We start from the raw sequence: 16132 nt of genomic DNA on the forward strand, positions 1-16132 counted from the left end.
ACGTGTCTTCATCGGGCGTCGATATACTGTCTCCTGCCGATCGAACAACCCTGAGCTGGCGCTGATTCAACGCTTTAGCGCACACCCCGCGGCACCCCGCAATCGCCGGCTTGTCCACGACCATCATCCGCGTATGACCGCCGCAATGTCCGATGGCCTTCCGCTTCCCCGCCGCCTGTTCGCGATCGGCGCGCTTGGTTGCGGGTCCGCGCTGGTGATCATCGACGGCGGCATCGCCAACGTCGCCTTGCCGACGATCGCGCGGGATCTGGGGGTGGCGTCCAGCGCCGTGGTGTCGATCGTCACCGTTTATCAGGTCACGCTGGTCATGCTCCTCCTGCCATTTTCGGGGATGGCGGAGCGTATCGGGCTCAAGCGGACCTACCAGGGCGGGCAGATCATCTTCACCCTGTCGACCCTGCTCTGCTTCTTTGCCGAGAGCTTTCCCTTCCTCCTCATCGTGCGGACGATGCAGGCGATCGGCGCGGCTGGCGTGCTCAGCGTGTCGTCAGCGCTGATTCGTCACACCTATCCCACCCGGCAGCTTGGCCGTGGGCTCGGGATCAATGCCGTCATCGTTACCAGCGCCGCCGCCGCCGCGCCCACGGTCGGCGGCCTGGTGCTCGCCGTCGCGCCCTGGCCCTGGGTCTTCGCCTGCACCATCCCGCTCGCGATCGTCAGCCTGATCCTCGGTCGCTGGCTTCCCGATCCCCCGCCCCGCCTCACCAGGCTCGATCTTGCCGGCGCGATCATGTGCGCGGCGATGTTCGGCCTCGTCATTGGCGGCGCGGAAAGCTTCGTCCACGGCGACAGTCCGGTGGTCAGCGCGGCGGTCGTGGCCGCCGGCGCGACCATCGGCTGGTTCTTCGTGCGGCGCGAACTGGGCATCACCGCGCCGATCCTCCCCGTCGACCTGCTCGCCCGCCCGATCATCGCACTGTCCGCGGTCGGCAGCCTCACCGCGTTCATGGCGTCAATGACGGTGCTCGTCTCCACCCCCTTCCGCCTGGCCGCACTGGATTTCACCCCCGCGCAGATCGGCACCTGCATCGCCCCCTGGCCGCTCACCAACATGGTCGTCGCACCGCTCTCCGGCGCATTGTCCGATCGTATCCCAGCGGGCATCCTGGGGGGCATCGGCATGGCGGTCTCGCTCATCGCGCTGGTGCTCCTCGCCACCATGCCGGCCGACGCGGGGATACTCGACGTGGCGTGGCGCATGGCGCTGTGCGGATCGGGCTTCGGCCTGTACCTGCCGCCCAATTCGCGGCTCGTGGTCGGCTCCGCACCGCACCATCGCGCTGCTGCCGCGGGCGGCCTCATCTCCACCCTTCGCCTGACGGGGCAGACGATCGGCGCCACGCTGGTCGCCGCGCTTCTCGCCGCGGGTGTCGGGACCGGTGCCGTCCCGCCTCTGGTGGCCGCCGGGCTCGCGCTCATCGCCGGCCTGTGCAGCATCGCCCGGCTGCGCCCCTCGGTAAGCAGCCCCGCCGGCTTTGAAACTCCTGCCGAGGCACCAACCCTCCGCCCCTCGCGCTGACCGGAACGCGGCTCGCATCCGCTCGTTCACGGCAAGGCACTAACCGGAGTTAATCATGCCCTACGTCAAGACACGTGATGGAGCCGACATCTTCGTGAAGGATTGGGGCGAGGGTCGTCCCGTCGTGCTGATCCACGGCTGGCCGCTGTCGGCGGACAGCTGGGATCCTCAGGCACTGGCGCTGGCGGAGGCCGGCTATCGCGTCATCTCCTATGACAGGCGCGGCTTCGGCCGGTCGAGCCAGCCGTGGACGGGTTATGACTATGACACGCTGACCGACGATCTGGCCGACGTGATGAAAGCGGCCGGCGTCGAACAGGATGCGACGCTGGTCGGCTTCTCGATGGGCGGCGGAGAGGTCGCGCGCTACATGAGCCGCCATGACGGCCGCGGCGTCAATTCGGCCGTGCTCGTCGGGTCGGTCGTGCCGTATATGCTGAAGACGGAAGACAATCCGCACGGTGTGCCGGAACATCAACTTCTCGGGATCGCCGCCGGCATCCAGGAAGACCGCCCGAACTTCTTCCACAATTTCTTCAAAGACTTCTTCGGCGTGGGCTATGTGACCAGCCCGGTCAGCCAGCCGATGCTCGAATGGGCCTGGCGACTTGCGATGCAGGCGTCGCTGCGTTCGACGCTGGAATGCGCGAAGAGCTTCAGCTTCACCGATTTCCGCCCCGACCTGCCGGCGTTCCGCGTGCCGACGCTGGTGATCCACGGCACGGGCGACAAGACGGTGCCGATCGACGCCACCGGTCGCGCCGCGGCCGCCGGCATCGCCGCGAGCCAGCTGGTCGAATATGACGGCGCCCCCCACGGGCTGTTCGCCACCGAAAGCGAGCGCCTGACGGAGGATCTGCTGACCTTCCTCAGCCGCTGACCGCTGGCTCATGAAAAAAGGGGCGGTGGAGGTTTCGTCCTCCACCGCCCCTTTTCGATTCCGGGATGGCGATCAGATGTGCAGCGCGCGGCCGTAGGCGCTCAGCACCGATTCATGCATCGCCTCGCTGATCGTCGGGTGCGGGAACACCGTCTCCATCAGTTCCGCCTCGGTCGTCTCCATCGTCTTGCCGATCGTGTAGCCCTGGATCATCTCGGTCACTTCGGCGCCAATCATGTGCGCGCCCAGCAGTTCGCCGGTCTTGGCATCGAACACCGTCTTCACGAAGCCTTCCGGCTCGCCCAGCGCGATCGCCTTGCCGTTGCCGATGAAGGGGAAGTTGCCAACCTTCACCTCATAGCCGGCCTCCTTCGCCTTCGCCTCGGTCAGCCCGACGCTGGCGATCTGCGGCCGGCAATAGGTGCAGCCCGGGATGTTGCGCGGGTCCATCGCATGCGGGTGCCCGCCCGCGATCGCCTCTGCCGCGATCACGCCCTCATGGCTCGCCTTGTGCGCCAGCCACGGCGGCGCGGTGATGTCGCCGATCGCCCAGACGCCCGAAACGTTGGTGCGGCACATCGCATCGGTCTTCAGGAAGCCGCGCTCGTCCATCTCGACGCCCAACTCCTTCAGGCCGATGTCTGCGGTGTTCGGCACGATCCCGACCGCCACGATCACATGGCTGAATTCGGCAGTCACTTCCTTGCCCGATGCGTCCTTCAGCCTGGCAGTCACGCCCTTGTCGCTGACGTCCAGCGCGCTGACCCCGGCGGAGGTCATGATCGTCATGCCCTGCTTCTTCAGCGACTTTTCCAGATGCGCGGAAATGTCCGCATCCTCGACCGGCACCAGCCGGTCGAGCATCTCGACGACCGTCACGTCCGCGCCCATGTCGTTGTAGAAGCTCGCGAACTCGATCCCGATCGCGCCCGATCCGATGACCAGCAGCTTGCTCGGCATCTCGCTCGGCGTCATCGCGTGGCGATAGGTCCAGATCCGCTTGCCATCGGCCTTGGCGAACGGCAGGTCGCGCGCCCGCGCGCCGGTGGCGACGATGATGTTCTTATACCCGATCTCGGTCGCCTTGCCGTCCTCGGCCGTGACGGTCAGCTTGTTCTTCCCCGTCAGCTTGCCGGTGCCCATGTGGACCGCGATCTTGTTCTTCTTCATCAGGTGCGTGACGCCCTGGTTGAGCTGCTTGGCAACGCCGCGCGACCGCTTCACCACCGCGTCCAGGTCAGCGACGATGCCCTCCGCCTTCAGGCCATAATCCTTGGCATGGCCCATCAGGTGAAACACCTCGGCCGACCGCAGCAGCGCCTTGGTCGGGATGCAGCCCCAGTTGAGGCAGATTCCACCCAGCAGTTCACGCTCGACGATCGCGACCTTCAGCCCAAGCTGCGCGGCGCGGATCGCAGCGACATAGCCGCCCGGCCCCGAGCCGAGGACGACGAGATCATAAGTGTCTGCCACTTTTCAGTTCCTTGGTTTGCGCGCGGCCTTCATCACCGCCGGCACGCTCATCGCCAGCAATGCCAGCATCACCGCCCAGCTCACCGGCTCCAGCGAGTCGGTGCCCTGCGGATAGGACCAGATCGCCGCGCGAAAGACCGCCTGCGTCGCCACCAGCGCGATCGCCAGATAGATCAGCTCGACGGCCGCCGCGCGGTTCATCTCAGGCCAGCATGCCCAGCGGGTTTTCGCACAGCGCCTTGAACGCCTGCATCAGTTCGGCACCATCCGAACCATCGATCGCACGATGGTCGAAGCTGCCGGTCGCGCTCATCACGGTCGCGATGCCCAGTGCGTCGTCGATGATGTACGGGCGCTTCTCGCCCGCACCCACCGCCAGGATCATGCCCTGCGGCGGATTGATCACCGCCTCGAACTGCTTGATCCCGTACATGCCCATGTTGCTCAGGGACGCGGTGCCGCCGGTGAATTCCTCCGGCTTCAACTTCTTGTCGCGGGCACGCGCGGCCAGATCCTTCATCCGGGTCGAGATCGACGACAGCGACGCGGTATCGGCCTCGGTGATCACCGGCGTGATCAGCCCTTCCGGCGTCGACACCGCGACCGAGATGTCGGCGCGCTTGAACGTGACCAGCTCGTTCGGCGTGTACATCACGTTGCACTTGGGCACCTGCACCAGCGCCGCGGCCAGCGCCTTGATCATCAGGTCGTTGACCGACAGCTTCACGCCGCGCGCGCCCAGGCTCTCGTTCAGCTCGGCCCGCAGCTTCAGCAGCTTGTCGAGGCGCACGTCCACGGTGAGGTAGATGTGCGGCACCTGCTGCTTCGACTCGGTCAGGCGGCGCGCAATCGTCTTGCGCATGTTGCTGAGCTTGGTCGTCTCATGCGGGATGTCGGGGATCTGGGCCGGGGCAGGTGCAGCGGCCGGCGCGGCGGTTGGCGCGCTGGCGGCCTGCGACGGCGCAGCCGCGGCCGCCGGCTGCGCGCCTTCCACATCGGCCTTTACGATCCGGCCGTTCGGCCCCGATCCCGCCAACGTCGCCAGGTCCACGCCCTTCTCGGCGGCGATGCGGCGCGCCAGTGGGCTGGCCTTCACGCGCTCGCCATCGCGGCGCGGCGCGGCAGCGGCTTGCGGCTGTGCTGATGCCTGGGCCGGAGCCTGGGCCTCAGCGGCCGGCTGCTTGTTCTCAGGGTTTTCTGCGGACACCTTCTCACCGGTTTCGCGATCGACCGGTGCGTCGACCTGCTCCTTCTTCGGCGCCGGGGCGGCGGTCTCGGCGGCAGCGTCCTTCTTCGCCGGCGCGCTTTCCTCACCCTCACCGTCGAGCAGCATGATGACCGTGCCGACCTTCACGCCATCGGTACCCTCGGGAACCACCAGCTTGCCGACGACGCCCTCGTCGACGGCCTCGAACTCCATCGTCGCCTTGTCGGTCTCGATTTCGGCCATGAGGTCGCCCGCCTTGACGGAGTCGCCCTCCTTCACCAGCCATTTCGCCAGCGTGCCTTCCTCCATCGTGGGGGACAGCGCGGGCATTTTGATCTCGATCGACATGAAGGTCCTCAGCGGTTCCTGGCGGGGCGCCCGTCTCTTGCGCCGAGGCCTTGCGCGGTCAACCCCGCAGGCGGATAAGTGACGCCTTACAGGGGCGAAGACAATATAATGCGCATCTATCTGACCGTGATTGATGAAACCCCGGAGGCAGAGATCGCGCTTCGCTTCTCCGCCCGGCGCGCCGTGAAGACCGGCGGCGGCGTGGAAATCCTCGCCTTGGTCGAACAGCAGGAGTTCATCGCCTTTGGCGGCGTGCAGGCCACGATCGAGGATGAGGCGCGCCGCCATGCGGAGGGGCTGGTGGCCAAGGCCGCCGGTACCTTGCTGGAAGAATCTGGCCTTCGCCCCTCCATCACCGTGCGGCAGGGCGATGGTCCCAAGATCATCCGGGAGATGCTGGCCGCCAATCGCGAAGTCGCCGCGCTGGTGCTTGGCGCGGCCGCGGACGGGCCGCCCGGGCCGCTCGTCACCCACTTCGCAGGTCAGGCGGGCACGCTGCCGGTACCGCTGATGATCATCCCCGGCAATCTCGATCGCGAGGCAATCGACCGGCTGAGCTGATCCACCCGCGTCGCCTCTGCGAGACGCGGCGGCGCGGGCGCCAATCTCAGCGGCGCCCCTGGCTCGGCGACGTGGTGTTGGTCGTCGTCGTCACCGGCTGCCCCTGCACCGTGATCGTCGTGATGCTCGTCCCCGGATAATAATAGCCGTTGGCATAATAGCCGGGCGTCGGCGTCGTGGTGGTCGTGCTGAGCACCCGCGTGCCCGGTGCCGCCGTCACCACGACGGGCGCCACACCCGTTACCTGCTGCACGGGGGGCGGAGCGGCTGCCGGCGAAGAGGCCGGCGCACGCGTTGCCACGGCCGGAGGATAGCCACCGGTCGCCGCCGAATAGCCTGCTCCCGGAACCGGATAGTCCGCGCCGTAGCGGGGCGCCGGCGCGCGATAGGGTGCCGCAGGCTGACCAGTGCCCGCGACCTGCCCTGCGCCAACGCTCGTCACCGTCCGTTGCGCCGGGCCGGGTTCGGGTGTGCGCGCTGCCGCTCGGCGCGGTGCGTCATAGGGCGCACCCTGCGACGACGGGCGGGCCGGTGGCGATGGCGTTGGCAGTGTCGGGGCGGCATAGGCCAATCGGTCATATCCCGGCATCGCGCCGACATCGGCATAATCGACCAGCACATCGTCAAACTGGTCCCAGTCGACGCCGCCGATCGTGTCGTGCACCGATCCGCGCGCATCGATCATCACCGCGTCGTCATAATAACGCGACCAGACATAGCCCTCCGGCGGCCGCGGCAAGCCATAGGTGGCCCAGTCGTTCACCCGCCAATCGGGCGACAGCCAATAGGTCGGCAAGGCCCAGCCCCGCAGCGGCCGGCGATAGGCGTCCCAGCCGCCCGGCGCGCGATGCCCGGCCCACCAGCGTCCCTCGGACCGCTCGCCCCAGCGCGACGGCGACGTGACCGCGGCCTGCGACGCGCCGGCGTCACGCCGCGCCTCGGCCGAGCGGCGGCTTCCCGGGGGCGGCGGCACACGCGGGCCGCTCGGTCGCTCGGCGGCTGCAGCGCGCAGGTCGGGGCGATCGGGACTGCCAGCCGCCGCGCTCGTCGCGATCGACAGGATCGCCGCCGTCGCCAAGAGTGCGCGCATCGTCCATTCTCCCAGAACTTATTCAACCGGCAAGGCAACTGCCGACGCTCGTCAGGAAGAATGATATCAAAATGGATAAGGACTAGCCACAACGGCCAATGTCCCGGAATGATGCATCCGGAACAGGCACCGTGGCGCGACCATCGTTCGTATCAGGCGATCCGCGGCGCCAGTAACGCGACGATCGCCTCGCATCCTCGCGCATCCTGCGCGTCGAACCGCCCGGGAATGGGGCTGTCGAGGTCAAGGACGCCGACCAGTCGGCCCTCATGAATAATCGGGACCACCAGTTCCGACGCGCTTGCCGCATCACAGGCGATATGGCCCGGGAAGGCGTGAACATCGGCCACCAGCTGGGTCTCGCGCGTCGCCGCCGCGGCGCCGCACACCCCCGCGCCGACCGCGATACGAATGCACGCCGGCTTGCCCTGGAACGGCCCCAGCACCAGCGTGTCGTCCACCATGCGGTAGAAGCCGGACCAGTTCAGGTCGGGCAGATATTGCCACAGCAGCGCCGCGGCATTGGCCATGTTGGCGATCGCGTCCGGCTCGTCGGCGGTCAGCGCGTCCAGCGCCGACAGGATGTCACGGTAAAGCTCGGCCTTGTCGCCGGCTGCAATGTCGAACTGATACATGGTGCGCGATGTAGTCGCCCGCGCCGCATCGCGCGAGGGCCTTCCTTCATGCGCCGCTTACCATTGTTGCGCTATTGGGGTGGCATGATCGCCGATTCCATCGTTGCCGCTGCCGGCCGCGCCGAGCCCCGCCCGGCGTCCGCCGTGTCGCATGGCGTCGGGCTTGCCGGGCTCGTCGGGGTGATCGTCTGGATCGCGATTGCCCGCGCCTACGGCATGGACGGGCCTTATGCCGCGCTGGTCAACCTGCTCGCCTGCGGCATCCCGATGATCCTCTGGTCGATCTTCGTCGACAAGGTCCATCGCCGTTCGTCGACCGGGATCGACTGGGCAGCGGCGCGGCCGTGGCGCGACACCATCGATGTCAGCCTCGTCAAACTCGCCGGCCTGTGGGCGACCTGGGCGGGCATCGCGCTCATCTACGCGACCTGCCGGTTCTACTGGGAGGGCAATTTCGCCTTCGCCATGTGGTGCCTCGGCACCTCCGCCCCCGCCCTCTTCGTGCTGTCGATACCCTATGTCCTATGGCTCGACCGCTATCTGGTCGAGCCACGCGATGGCGCCTGGGCGCTCGGCGCATGGCTCACCAACACTGCCCGGCCGGAACCGGACGTGATCTACGGCCACCTGCGCGCCTGGGGGGTGAAGGCCTTTTTCCTGGCGTTCATGCTCGCCATCGTCCCGCCCGGTTTTGCCGAGTTCATCCAGACGCCGACCTTCGGCATCCTCGCGGATCCGGTGCGCCTCGCCAATTGGCTCATCACCTTCATGTTCGTGATCGACGTGGCATTCGCGACGGTGGGCTACATCCTCACCATGCGGCCGCTCGACGCGCATATCCGCAGCGCGAACCCCTATGCCGCCGGCTGGGCCGCGGCGCTGATCTGCTATCCCCCCTTCATCCTCATGGATGCCGGCGGCCCGCTCGATTATCACCCGGGCACCGCCGACTGGACCTATTGGCTTCAGGGATATCCCGTCCTGCTCGCGCTCGTCGGCGCGCTGCTGGTGCTGCTCACCGGCATCTACGCCTGGGCGACGGTCGCCTTCGGCCTGCGCTTCTCCAACCTGACGCACCGCGGCATCCTGACGCATGGTCCCTACGCCTGGTCACGCCACCCGGCCTATCTGACCAAAAACCTGTTCTGGTGGGTCTCGACGATCCCGCTGCTCTCGACCGGCTCGCTGGCCGACGCGGCGCGTGCCACGCTGATCCTCGCGGCGGTCAGCGGCGTCTATTACTGGCGTGCCCGGACGGAGGAGCGGCACCTGTCGGCCGACCCCGCCTATCAGGGATATAGCGCCTGGATGAGCCGCAACGCGCCGGTGCCGCGCTTCTTCCGATGGGTCGGCGGGCGCTGACGTTCAGCCGCGCACCTGCCCCGTCCCCACGCCGACCCATTTGTAGGTCGTCAGCCCCTCCAGCGCGACCGGCCCGCGCGCATGAAGCCGGCCGGTCGCGATGCCGATCTCGGCGCCCAGCCCGAATTCGCCGCCGTCGGCGAATTGCGTCGACGCATTCCACAGCACGATCGCGGAGTCGACTTCGGCCAGGAACTGCTCTGCCACCGCCTCGTCCGACGCGACGATCGCATCGGTATGGTGCGAACTGTGCCGGGCGATATGCGCCAGCGCGCCCTCAAGCCCATCGACCATCGCGACCGAACAGATCGCGTCGAGATATTCGGTGTCCCAATCCTCCTCGGTCGCCGGGACAACATCGGCAACCGACGCGATCCGCTCGTCGCCCCGCACCTCGCACCCCGCCGCCGCCAGCGCGGCGATCAGCGCACCCGGCTCGGGGTAGCCAGCGTCGATCAGCAACGTCTCGGTCGCCCCGCAAATGCCGGTGCGCCGCATCTTCGCATCGACCACGATCCGGGTTGCAATCACCGGATCAGCGGATCGGTGGATGAACAGGTGGTTGATCCCGTCGAGATGCGCCAGAACCGGCACCCGCGCCTCCGCCTGGACGCGTGCGACCAGGCTTTTTCCGCCGCGCGGCACGATCATGTCGATCAACCCGTCCGCCGCCAGCATCGCGCCCACCGCCGCGCGATCGGTCGTGGCGACACGCTGCACCGCATCGGCCGGCAGACCGCCCGCCGCCAGCCCCTCGCAGAAGGCCTGATGGATCGCGGCATTGCTGTCACGCGCCTCCGATCCCCCGCGCAGCAGCACGGCATTGCCCGACATCACGCACAGCGCCGCGGCATCGGCGGTCACGTTGGGCCGGCTTTCGTAGATGATGCCGATCACCCCGATCGGTACGCGCACGCGCGACAGGCGCAGCCCGTTGGGGCGCGTTGCCGTGTCGATGATCTGGCCGACGGGATCGGGTAGCCCGGCCACCGCTTCGACCGCATCCGCCATCGCCGCGACCCGCGCCGGGTCCAGCCGCAGACGATCCAGCATCGCCCCCGACAGCCCCGCCGCCTCCGCTCGCGCAACGTCCTGTCGATTGGCGTGCAGAATGTCTTCGGACGCCGCTCGCAGCGCCTGCCCGACCTGACGCACGCCGGCGCGCCGCTCCTCCGTGCTGGTGCGCGACAGCACGCGCTGCGCCGCGCGCGCTTTGGTGGCGAGGTCGGCGATCAGGGCAGACGGGGACAACGGATCCAGCATGGCCGACATCTACCATGCCAGGGCGTTGCGGACGAGTAGCTGTGGTCCCCCGGATCAGCGCGCACCCCGGCCGTCGGGCATCGTGGCAGCGAAACAGGCACCCGCCAGCATTCCAGTAACGCCGGCACCTGGGCTCCTCGCCCGATCACCTGACGCTGGACGCGCGCTTCCCAGCCCCTGTGATGCCGCGCCTGCCCGCACTATATCGAAACCCATGTGGCAGACGCTCGATCGACGGCAGATGCTGGCTGTGCTCGGCGCGGGAGCCGCGGCAACGGCACTCGGCGCCTGCCGCGCCTCACCCGCCGCCGCGGAAAGCTTCCCCGTCCGCTTCAGCGACGAACAATGGCGCCAGCGCCTGTCGCCCGCGGCCTATCGCGTGCTGCGGCAGGAGGCGACCGAGCGCCCCTTCTCCAGCCCGCTGGATCGCGAGAAGCGCGCCGGTATCTTTCGTTGTGGGGGTTGCGGCCAGCCGCTGTTTTCCTCGCGGACCAAATTCGACAGCGGCACCGGCTGGCCCAGCTTCTATGCGCCGCTGCGCCATGCGGTGGGAACGCGGCGGGATTTCTCGCTCGGCATCCCGCGGACGGAGGTGCATTGCGCGCGCTGCGGCGGCCACCTGGGTCACGTCTTCGACGATGGCCCGCCGCCGACGGGGAAGCGCTATTGCATGAACGGGGCCGCGCTACAGTTTCACGCCGCCTGATTCGCAGCGCTGGGGGTCAGGAACGGGCGCTCTGGCGCCCGCCCGGGATCAGTCCGAAACCGAAACGCCGCCGCTGACCGGCACCGATGCGGCCGACGCGATCGCCAGGTTGGCCAGCCGCGTCTCGTCGGCACCCTCGCCCTTGCCGGCCTGGATCACCGGCGCACCGGCGGCGCCATCGGCATAGATGAAGCCGTTGGTCGGATAGTCGGACGTGCCAAGGCCGCCGTTGGGCGCATACCACACCTTGACCATGCTCCAGTCACCGGCCGGGGACACGTCGATCGCGCGCACATCGCGCTCGATCTTGCCGCGGCGCGACCAATTGGCGTGGGTCAGGCGCACTTCGCGATCGCTGACGACCTGGCTGACCATCGCGACATGGCCGACGCGCATGCGGCGGGTCGACTGGAAGGAAAGCACCGCGCCGACCTTGGGCGTATTGCCGCGCTCGTAGCGACCGGCAGCCTGGCCCCACCAGGTATTGGCGTTGCCGTGAATCTGAATGCCAGAGATCTCACGGGCATAAGGTGCGCACTGCCAGAACTGTGCATTGGCTGCGGTCGCGGTCATCAGGCCGCACGACACCACCAGCGCCAAACGCGCCGTCAAAGACTTGAAATGCACTGCGACCCCCCGGCCAAACCGACGTTCGTTGCAGTCCAGCTACGGGGGGTTCCGCCGAATACCAATAGTTGCGGGAACCAATTCCGATGAACGGTGTTGCGGCGCCGACGAACAGCAAAACTATCCGTATTTTAACCATCCGGCGGCAGCCGCCCGCCGCTTCTCACGCTCCCGCAGGCTGAAAAACCGCCGTTTCCGCCTGCATTTACTCCGATTGGATTCGCCCCAGACAGAAGAGCCCTCGGGGTTATCCCGAGGGCTCCTCCACCTCATCGCTGGCGCAGGTGCTTACGGCACTGGGTCGATCCGCTCGGCGTCCAGCGCCTGCATCCGGAGCGCCTCCAGCCGTGCGGTATGCTCGGCCCGCCCGAAGGGGAAGGCGCGGTAGGTGAACGCCGCGATCAGCGCGAGCGCCGTGGCGCAGATGATGTAGATAATTGTCAGGCGATCCAGCACCGCGACCGGCACCTGTCCCGGCACCGCCTTCGCCGGGAAGTTCGCCGCCGCCAGGATCAGCCCGGTGGCAAAGATGCCGACGCCGCTGGTGCACTTCTGGATGAAGAAGCTGCCCGCGAAGAACACGCCCTCGGAACGTCGCCCGGTGCGTTGCTCGGAATCCTCCACCACATCGGCCATCATCGATGCCCCCAGGATGTGCGCCGTCACGCTCGCCGCCGTCCCCGCCGCCAGCATGCCGAACAGCAGCGGCAGCATCATCGGGTTCTCCGGCCCCGGGAACATGCCGGCCAGCCGCAGCCAATAAGGCGTGGTCCCGATGATGATCGCCAGGATCGCTGCGGTCGACGCCGCCTTGGGCTTGCTCGTCACCGCCCCGATCCGCGGCGCGACGACAAACGCCACCAGCACGCCGCCGAACAACACCATGCTCAGCGGCACGAAGGTCGGCACCGTCAGCCCCAGGAAGCTGACCGTCGTGAACCCCCACACATAGGTGTAGAGATAATTGGAGATCGCGTAGGTGATGCCCTGGTTGGTGAACACGAACAGCCCGGCGATCATCAGGATCACGAACGCCTTGTTGTTCAGCGTCTGGAACAGGTCGGCGAAATTCTGCTTCAGCGTCTGCTTCTCGATCACCGGCGACGGAAGGTTCGGGATCTCGCGATGGGTGCCCATCGCCGACGTCAGGATGGCGATCCCCATGAAGATCGCGCCGGCGACGGCAAATCCCTTGTACCCCGCGGGATTGAGCAGGCCGTTGGGATATTCCGGCGTCGGCGACAGGAACACCCAATAGGCCGCGATCAGCATCACCAGCCCGCCGGCCCAGCCGAACAGGTAGCGATAGGCCATGATCCGCGTCCGCTCGTCATAATCGGCGCTCAGCTCCGCGGCCATCGCCTGGCTCGGCACTTCATACGCGCTGACAGCGCTACGCACGAGCACGGCGACCGCGAACAGCCAGCCGAGCGTCGCCGCCTGCGACGATTGCGGCGGGTTCCACAGCAGGATCCAGCCCAGCATGATCGGCAGCGCCGATCCGTACAGCCACGGATGCCGCCGTCCCCAGCGCGTACGCGTGCGATCGGACAGGAAGCCGATCGTGGGATCGACAAAGGCGTCGATGATCAGCGCCAGCATGATGACGAAGCCGACCGTCGCGGCCGGCACCCCGATCACCTGGTTGTAGAACAGCAGGAGGAACGTGCCGAAGCCCGAATCCTTCACGCCATAGGCCGCGGCGCCGAAGCCATAGCTGGCCATCGTTCCCGGGCGCAGGCGACGCGCCGGCGCCGGACTGGGCACCGCGACGGTGGCGGTACTCGCGATTGTGGCGTTCATTGAAATGCCTCCAGCGCCGCGAACAGCCCGGGCTGTTCGGGATCCCAGCTTTGCCGTGTGCCGATGGTGATGCCGCCATCGACGACCAGATGTGTGCCCGTGACGAACCCGGCCTCGTCGCTCAGCAGGAATGCGACCGCCGCGGCGATATCCTCCGGCCGCCCCGCCCGCTTCACCGGCTGCGCGTGCGCGGCCACCTGCGCGATCGCCTGGTTCGCCAGCTCCAGCTTGTCGGCCGGCACGTTCAGGTGCCGGGTGAAGATGTTGGTGGTGATGAAGCCGGGGATTACCGCGTTGACGCGGATATTGTCCTTGGCAAGGTCCGCGGCCGCCAGCTTCGACAGGTGCAGCACCCCGGCCTTGGCGGTGGAATAAGCGATCGGCGCATAGCCGGTGCCCAGGGCAGAGACGCTTGAGGTGTTGACGATCGCCCCGCCGCCGCGCTTCGCCATCAGCGGCGCGGCATATCGGATGCCCAGCGCCACCGATCGCAGCAGCAATGATTGGGTGCGGTCCCAGCCATCGGCCGGCATTTCGTCGATCTTTTCCGGCGCCCCGCCGGCGCCGGCATTGTTGAACAGGACGTCCAGCTCACCCGGCGCCTCGATCAGCGCCTTGATGTCACCTTCGTTGGTGACGTCGCATCGTCGGAAATGGATCTTGCCGTTGGAGGTGCTCGCCAGCTCCTCGCCACCTTCCTCGTCGATGTCGCCGATCCAGACCTCGGCTCCTTCTTCCGCCAGCCGCAGCGCAGTCGCACGTCCGATGCCGGACGCGCCGCCTGTCACCACGGCACGCTTACCCGAAAAGCGCATCCTCTCGTCCTGTCTTTCTGTTTTCGGCAGCATAGTATGGCGCTGCCCTTCGTCAATCATAACCTGTTCGAAAAAGCGGTAGGCCGCTTGCCGTCTTTCGGCGCGCTCGCTAGCCCCACCGCAAACGAGGAGGGATCACGATGAGCCTGAACAATCTTTTCAGCCTGAAAGGGCGCACCGCGCTGGTCACCGGCGGCAGCCGCGGCATCGGCAAGATCATTGCCAAGGCGTTCATCGAACAGGGCGCGAAGGTCTATATCTCGTCGCGCAAGGCGGCAGCGTGCGAGGAAACCGCGGCCGAGCTCGGCCCCAACTGCATCCCGCTGCCGATGGACGTGTCGACGGTCGACGGCTGCCGCGCGCTGGCCAAGGCGCTGGCCGAGCGGGAGGACCATCTCGACATCCTGGTGAACAATGCGGGCGCAGCCTGGGGCGTGCCGTTCGAGGAGTTCCCGGAGGCCGGCTGGGACAAGGTCATGGACCTGAACGTCAAGTCGCCCTTCTTCCTCACCCAGTCGCTGCATGAGTTGCTGAAGGTGAAGGCCAGCCATGATGCCCCGTCAAAGGTGATCAACATCACCTCGATCGACGGCCTGCGCCTCAATCCGTGGGATACCTACAGCTACCACGCCTCCAAGGCGGCGCTGATCTACCTGACGAAGCGGATGGCGGCGCGGCTGATCAAGGACGGCATCATCGTCACCAGCCTCGCCCCCGGCGCCTTCGCCAGCGAGATGAACCGCGCCGCGCGCGACCATGGCGACACGGTCGCAAAGGGCATTCCGATGCGCCGGATCGGCAATTTCGATGACATGGCCGGCGCCGCGATCTTCCTCGCCAGCCGCGCCAGCGATTATGTGGTCGGCGATACGCTCGTCGTCGACGGGGGCCTGGTCAACGCGTCGCTCGGCACCAGCATCGACGCCTGAACGGTCCTCGATTACCCAAAGAACGGGGCGGATGGCTCGGCCACCCGCCCCTTTTTCTTACCAGAAGATGTTCTGGATCACGTCGACCACTTCGCCGGTGTAGACGTCCACCAGCAGCGCATCATTGTAATAGCGCACCCAGCGGAAATCGTCATACGCCTCCGGCAGGCGATAGGCCCAGGGATCGTTGATCCAGTAACTTTGCGCGAACAGCCCGGCGGTCAGGACCGCACCGATGCCAAACGGGCGATACCCCTGGTTCCAGCCATAGGGCGCATAATAGCGCGGCAGGCGGAAGGCGTTGCGGTTGCTGTTGCGCCAGCGTGCCCAGTCATAGCGGCTGTCGCGCCGCCAGTCGCGGTTCCACCCGCCCCGATCCCGATTGCGGTCCCAGTTGCGATCCCAATTTCGATCGTTGCGATAGCCACGGTCGAAATTCCCCGCACGCCAGCTGTTGCGCTGCCATCCGTCGCGATCATCACGGCCGCGCTGGCCATCCCAGCGGCGCTGATCGTTCCACTGGGCCCGGCGGGCGGAATCGCGGGCCTGGTCATTCCAGTCCGCGCCGCTGCGCGCCCAGTTACGCTGCGCCTCCGCCTGGCGGTTGCGCTGCCACGCCTCGCGGTCACGTCCCGCATTGCGGTCCGGACGGACCTGCTCCGGGCGCGGCGCCTGCGCGCCCTGCTGCGGACGGATCTGCCGGTAATTGCGAGTCGGCGCCTGCTGCTGCGCACGTTGCCATGCGTCCGCCCGTCCGCCATCGGGCCGCGCGGGGCGCTGGGCCGGTGCGGGACGTTGCGCCGGGGTCGGCCGCTCCGCGCGCTGACGCCCGCCGCCCCCATGATGCTGCCGCCGCGCGAGAAATTCGTCAGCCGGCTCTCGCGGCTCGGCAT

Annotated in this window: 16 protein-coding genes; 6 read left to right on the forward strand and 10 right to left on the reverse strand. The window is 67.4% G+C overall.

The genetic code is table 11. From position 1 onward, the window contains the following. Window positions 1–145 precede the first annotated feature (145 nt). Window positions 146–1540 carry an MFS transporter gene (locus ACH0BU_RS12355; protein ID WP_500264079.1) on the forward strand — a complete coding sequence of 465 codons (1395 nt, stop codon included), beginning with the start codon at window positions 146–148 and terminating at the stop codon, window positions 1538–1540. 55 nt (window positions 1541–1595) lie between these two features. Further along, window positions 1596–2420: an alpha/beta fold hydrolase gene (locus ACH0BU_RS12360; RefSeq protein WP_046407592.1), complete on the forward strand. Its 825-nt coding sequence runs from the start codon at window positions 1596–1598 to the stop codon at window positions 2418–2420. Window positions 2421–2492: 72 nt separating this feature from the next. Here the strand turns inward: ACH0BU_RS12360 and lpdA are convergent, their stop codons facing one another. The 3 genes from lpdA to ACH0BU_RS12375 are packed head-to-tail and all read right to left on the reverse strand — an operon-like array spanning window position 2493 to window position 5448. Then, window positions 2493–3893, reverse strand: coding sequence for a dihydrolipoyl dehydrogenase (lpdA, locus tag ACH0BU_RS12365; protein ID WP_500264080.1), 1401 nt, complete (start codon window positions 3891–3893; stop codon window positions 2493–2495). 3 nt (window positions 3894–3896) lie between these two features. Then, window positions 3897–4094 carry a hypothetical protein gene (locus ACH0BU_RS12370; RefSeq protein ID WP_136452039.1) on the reverse strand — a complete coding sequence of 66 codons (198 nt, stop codon included), beginning with the start codon at window positions 4092–4094 and terminating at the stop codon, window positions 3897–3899. Window position 4095: 1 nt separating this feature from the next. Beyond that, complete coding sequence (locus ACH0BU_RS12375) at window positions 4096–5448, reverse strand: pyruvate dehydrogenase complex dihydrolipoamide acetyltransferase (RefSeq protein ID WP_500264081.1); 1353 nt, start codon at window positions 5446–5448, stop codon at window positions 4096–4098. 108 nt (window positions 5449–5556) lie between these two features. Between ACH0BU_RS12375 and ACH0BU_RS12380 the strand changes: the two genes are divergently transcribed. Then, the gene (locus ACH0BU_RS12380; RefSeq protein ID WP_046407584.1) at window positions 5557–6009 is read left to right on the forward strand and encodes a universal stress protein; all 453 of its coding nucleotides are present in this window, start codon (window positions 5557–5559) and stop codon (window positions 6007–6009) included. 46 nt (window positions 6010–6055) lie between these two features. On the opposite strand, the gene ACH0BU_RS12385 is transcribed toward ACH0BU_RS12380, so the two are convergent. Both ACH0BU_RS12385 and ACH0BU_RS12390 read right to left on the reverse strand, forming a co-directional pair. Further along, a complete protein-coding gene (locus tag ACH0BU_RS12385; RefSeq protein ID WP_500264082.1) occupies window positions 6056–7099 on the reverse strand; it encodes an RcnB family protein in 1044 nt (347 codons plus the stop codon). A 152-nt stretch (window positions 7100–7251) separates the two neighbouring features. Further along, complete coding sequence (locus ACH0BU_RS12390) at window positions 7252–7734, reverse strand: free L-methionine (R)-S-oxide reductase MsrC (protein WP_046407582.1); 483 nt, start codon at window positions 7732–7734, stop codon at window positions 7252–7254. An 84-nt stretch (window positions 7735–7818) separates the two neighbouring features. On the opposite strand from ACH0BU_RS12390, the gene ACH0BU_RS12395 reads away from it, so the two are divergent. Further along, the gene (locus ACH0BU_RS12395; RefSeq protein ID WP_500264083.1) at window positions 7819–9096 is read left to right on the forward strand and encodes a methyltransferase family protein; all 1278 of its coding nucleotides are present in this window, start codon (window positions 7819–7821) and stop codon (window positions 9094–9096) included. A gap of 3 nt (window positions 9097–9099) precedes the next feature. Here ACH0BU_RS12395 and ACH0BU_RS12400 read toward each other — a convergent pair whose 3' ends face one another. After that, entirely contained in the window at window positions 9100–10359 is a 1260-nt protein-coding gene (locus tag ACH0BU_RS12400) for a glutamate-5-semialdehyde dehydrogenase (RefSeq protein ID WP_500264084.1), read from the reverse strand. Window positions 10360–10600: 241 nt separating this feature from the next. On the opposite strand from ACH0BU_RS12400, the gene msrB reads away from it, so the two are divergent. Further along, window positions 10601–11065, forward strand: a complete 465-nt coding sequence (gene msrB / locus ACH0BU_RS12405) for a peptide-methionine (R)-S-oxide reductase MsrB (protein WP_500264085.1) — start codon at window positions 10601–10603, stop codon at window positions 11063–11065. 48 nt (window positions 11066–11113) lie between these two features. On the opposite strand, the gene ACH0BU_RS12410 is transcribed toward msrB, so the two are convergent. From ACH0BU_RS12410 to ACH0BU_RS12420, 3 genes are all read right to left on the reverse strand, one after another. After that, window positions 11114–11638, reverse strand: coding sequence for a CHAP domain-containing protein (locus tag ACH0BU_RS12410; protein WP_211095248.1), 525 nt, complete (start codon window positions 11636–11638; stop codon window positions 11114–11116). A gap of 342 nt (window positions 11639–11980) precedes the next feature. After that, the gene (locus ACH0BU_RS12415; protein WP_500264086.1) at window positions 11981–13495 is read right to left on the reverse strand and encodes an MFS transporter; all 1515 of its coding nucleotides are present in this window, start codon (window positions 13493–13495) and stop codon (window positions 11981–11983) included. Further along, a complete protein-coding gene (locus ACH0BU_RS12420; protein WP_350026599.1) occupies window positions 13492–14310 on the reverse strand; it encodes an SDR family oxidoreductase in 819 nt (272 codons plus the stop codon). Before ACH0BU_RS12420 ends, ACH0BU_RS12415 begins: the two co-directional genes overlap by 4 nt. 140 nt (window positions 14311–14450) lie before the next feature. Here ACH0BU_RS12420 and ACH0BU_RS12425 point away from each other — a divergent pair, with 140 nt between their 5' ends. Next, a complete protein-coding gene (locus tag ACH0BU_RS12425) occupies window positions 14451–15239 on the forward strand; it encodes an SDR family oxidoreductase (RefSeq protein WP_500264087.1) in 789 nt (262 codons plus the stop codon). Between the two features lie 57 nt (window positions 15240–15296). Here the strand turns inward: ACH0BU_RS12425 and ACH0BU_RS12430 are convergent. Then, the coding region (locus tag ACH0BU_RS12430; RefSeq protein WP_500264088.1) for an RcnB family protein at window positions 15297–16132 on the reverse strand (836 nt) is incomplete at its 5' end.

Origin of the sequence: Sphingomonas olei (assembly GCF_045369765.1) — a bacterium.
Classification (GTDB): domain Bacteria; phylum Pseudomonadota; class Alphaproteobacteria; order Sphingomonadales; family Sphingomonadaceae; genus Sphingomonas; species Sphingomonas panaciterrae.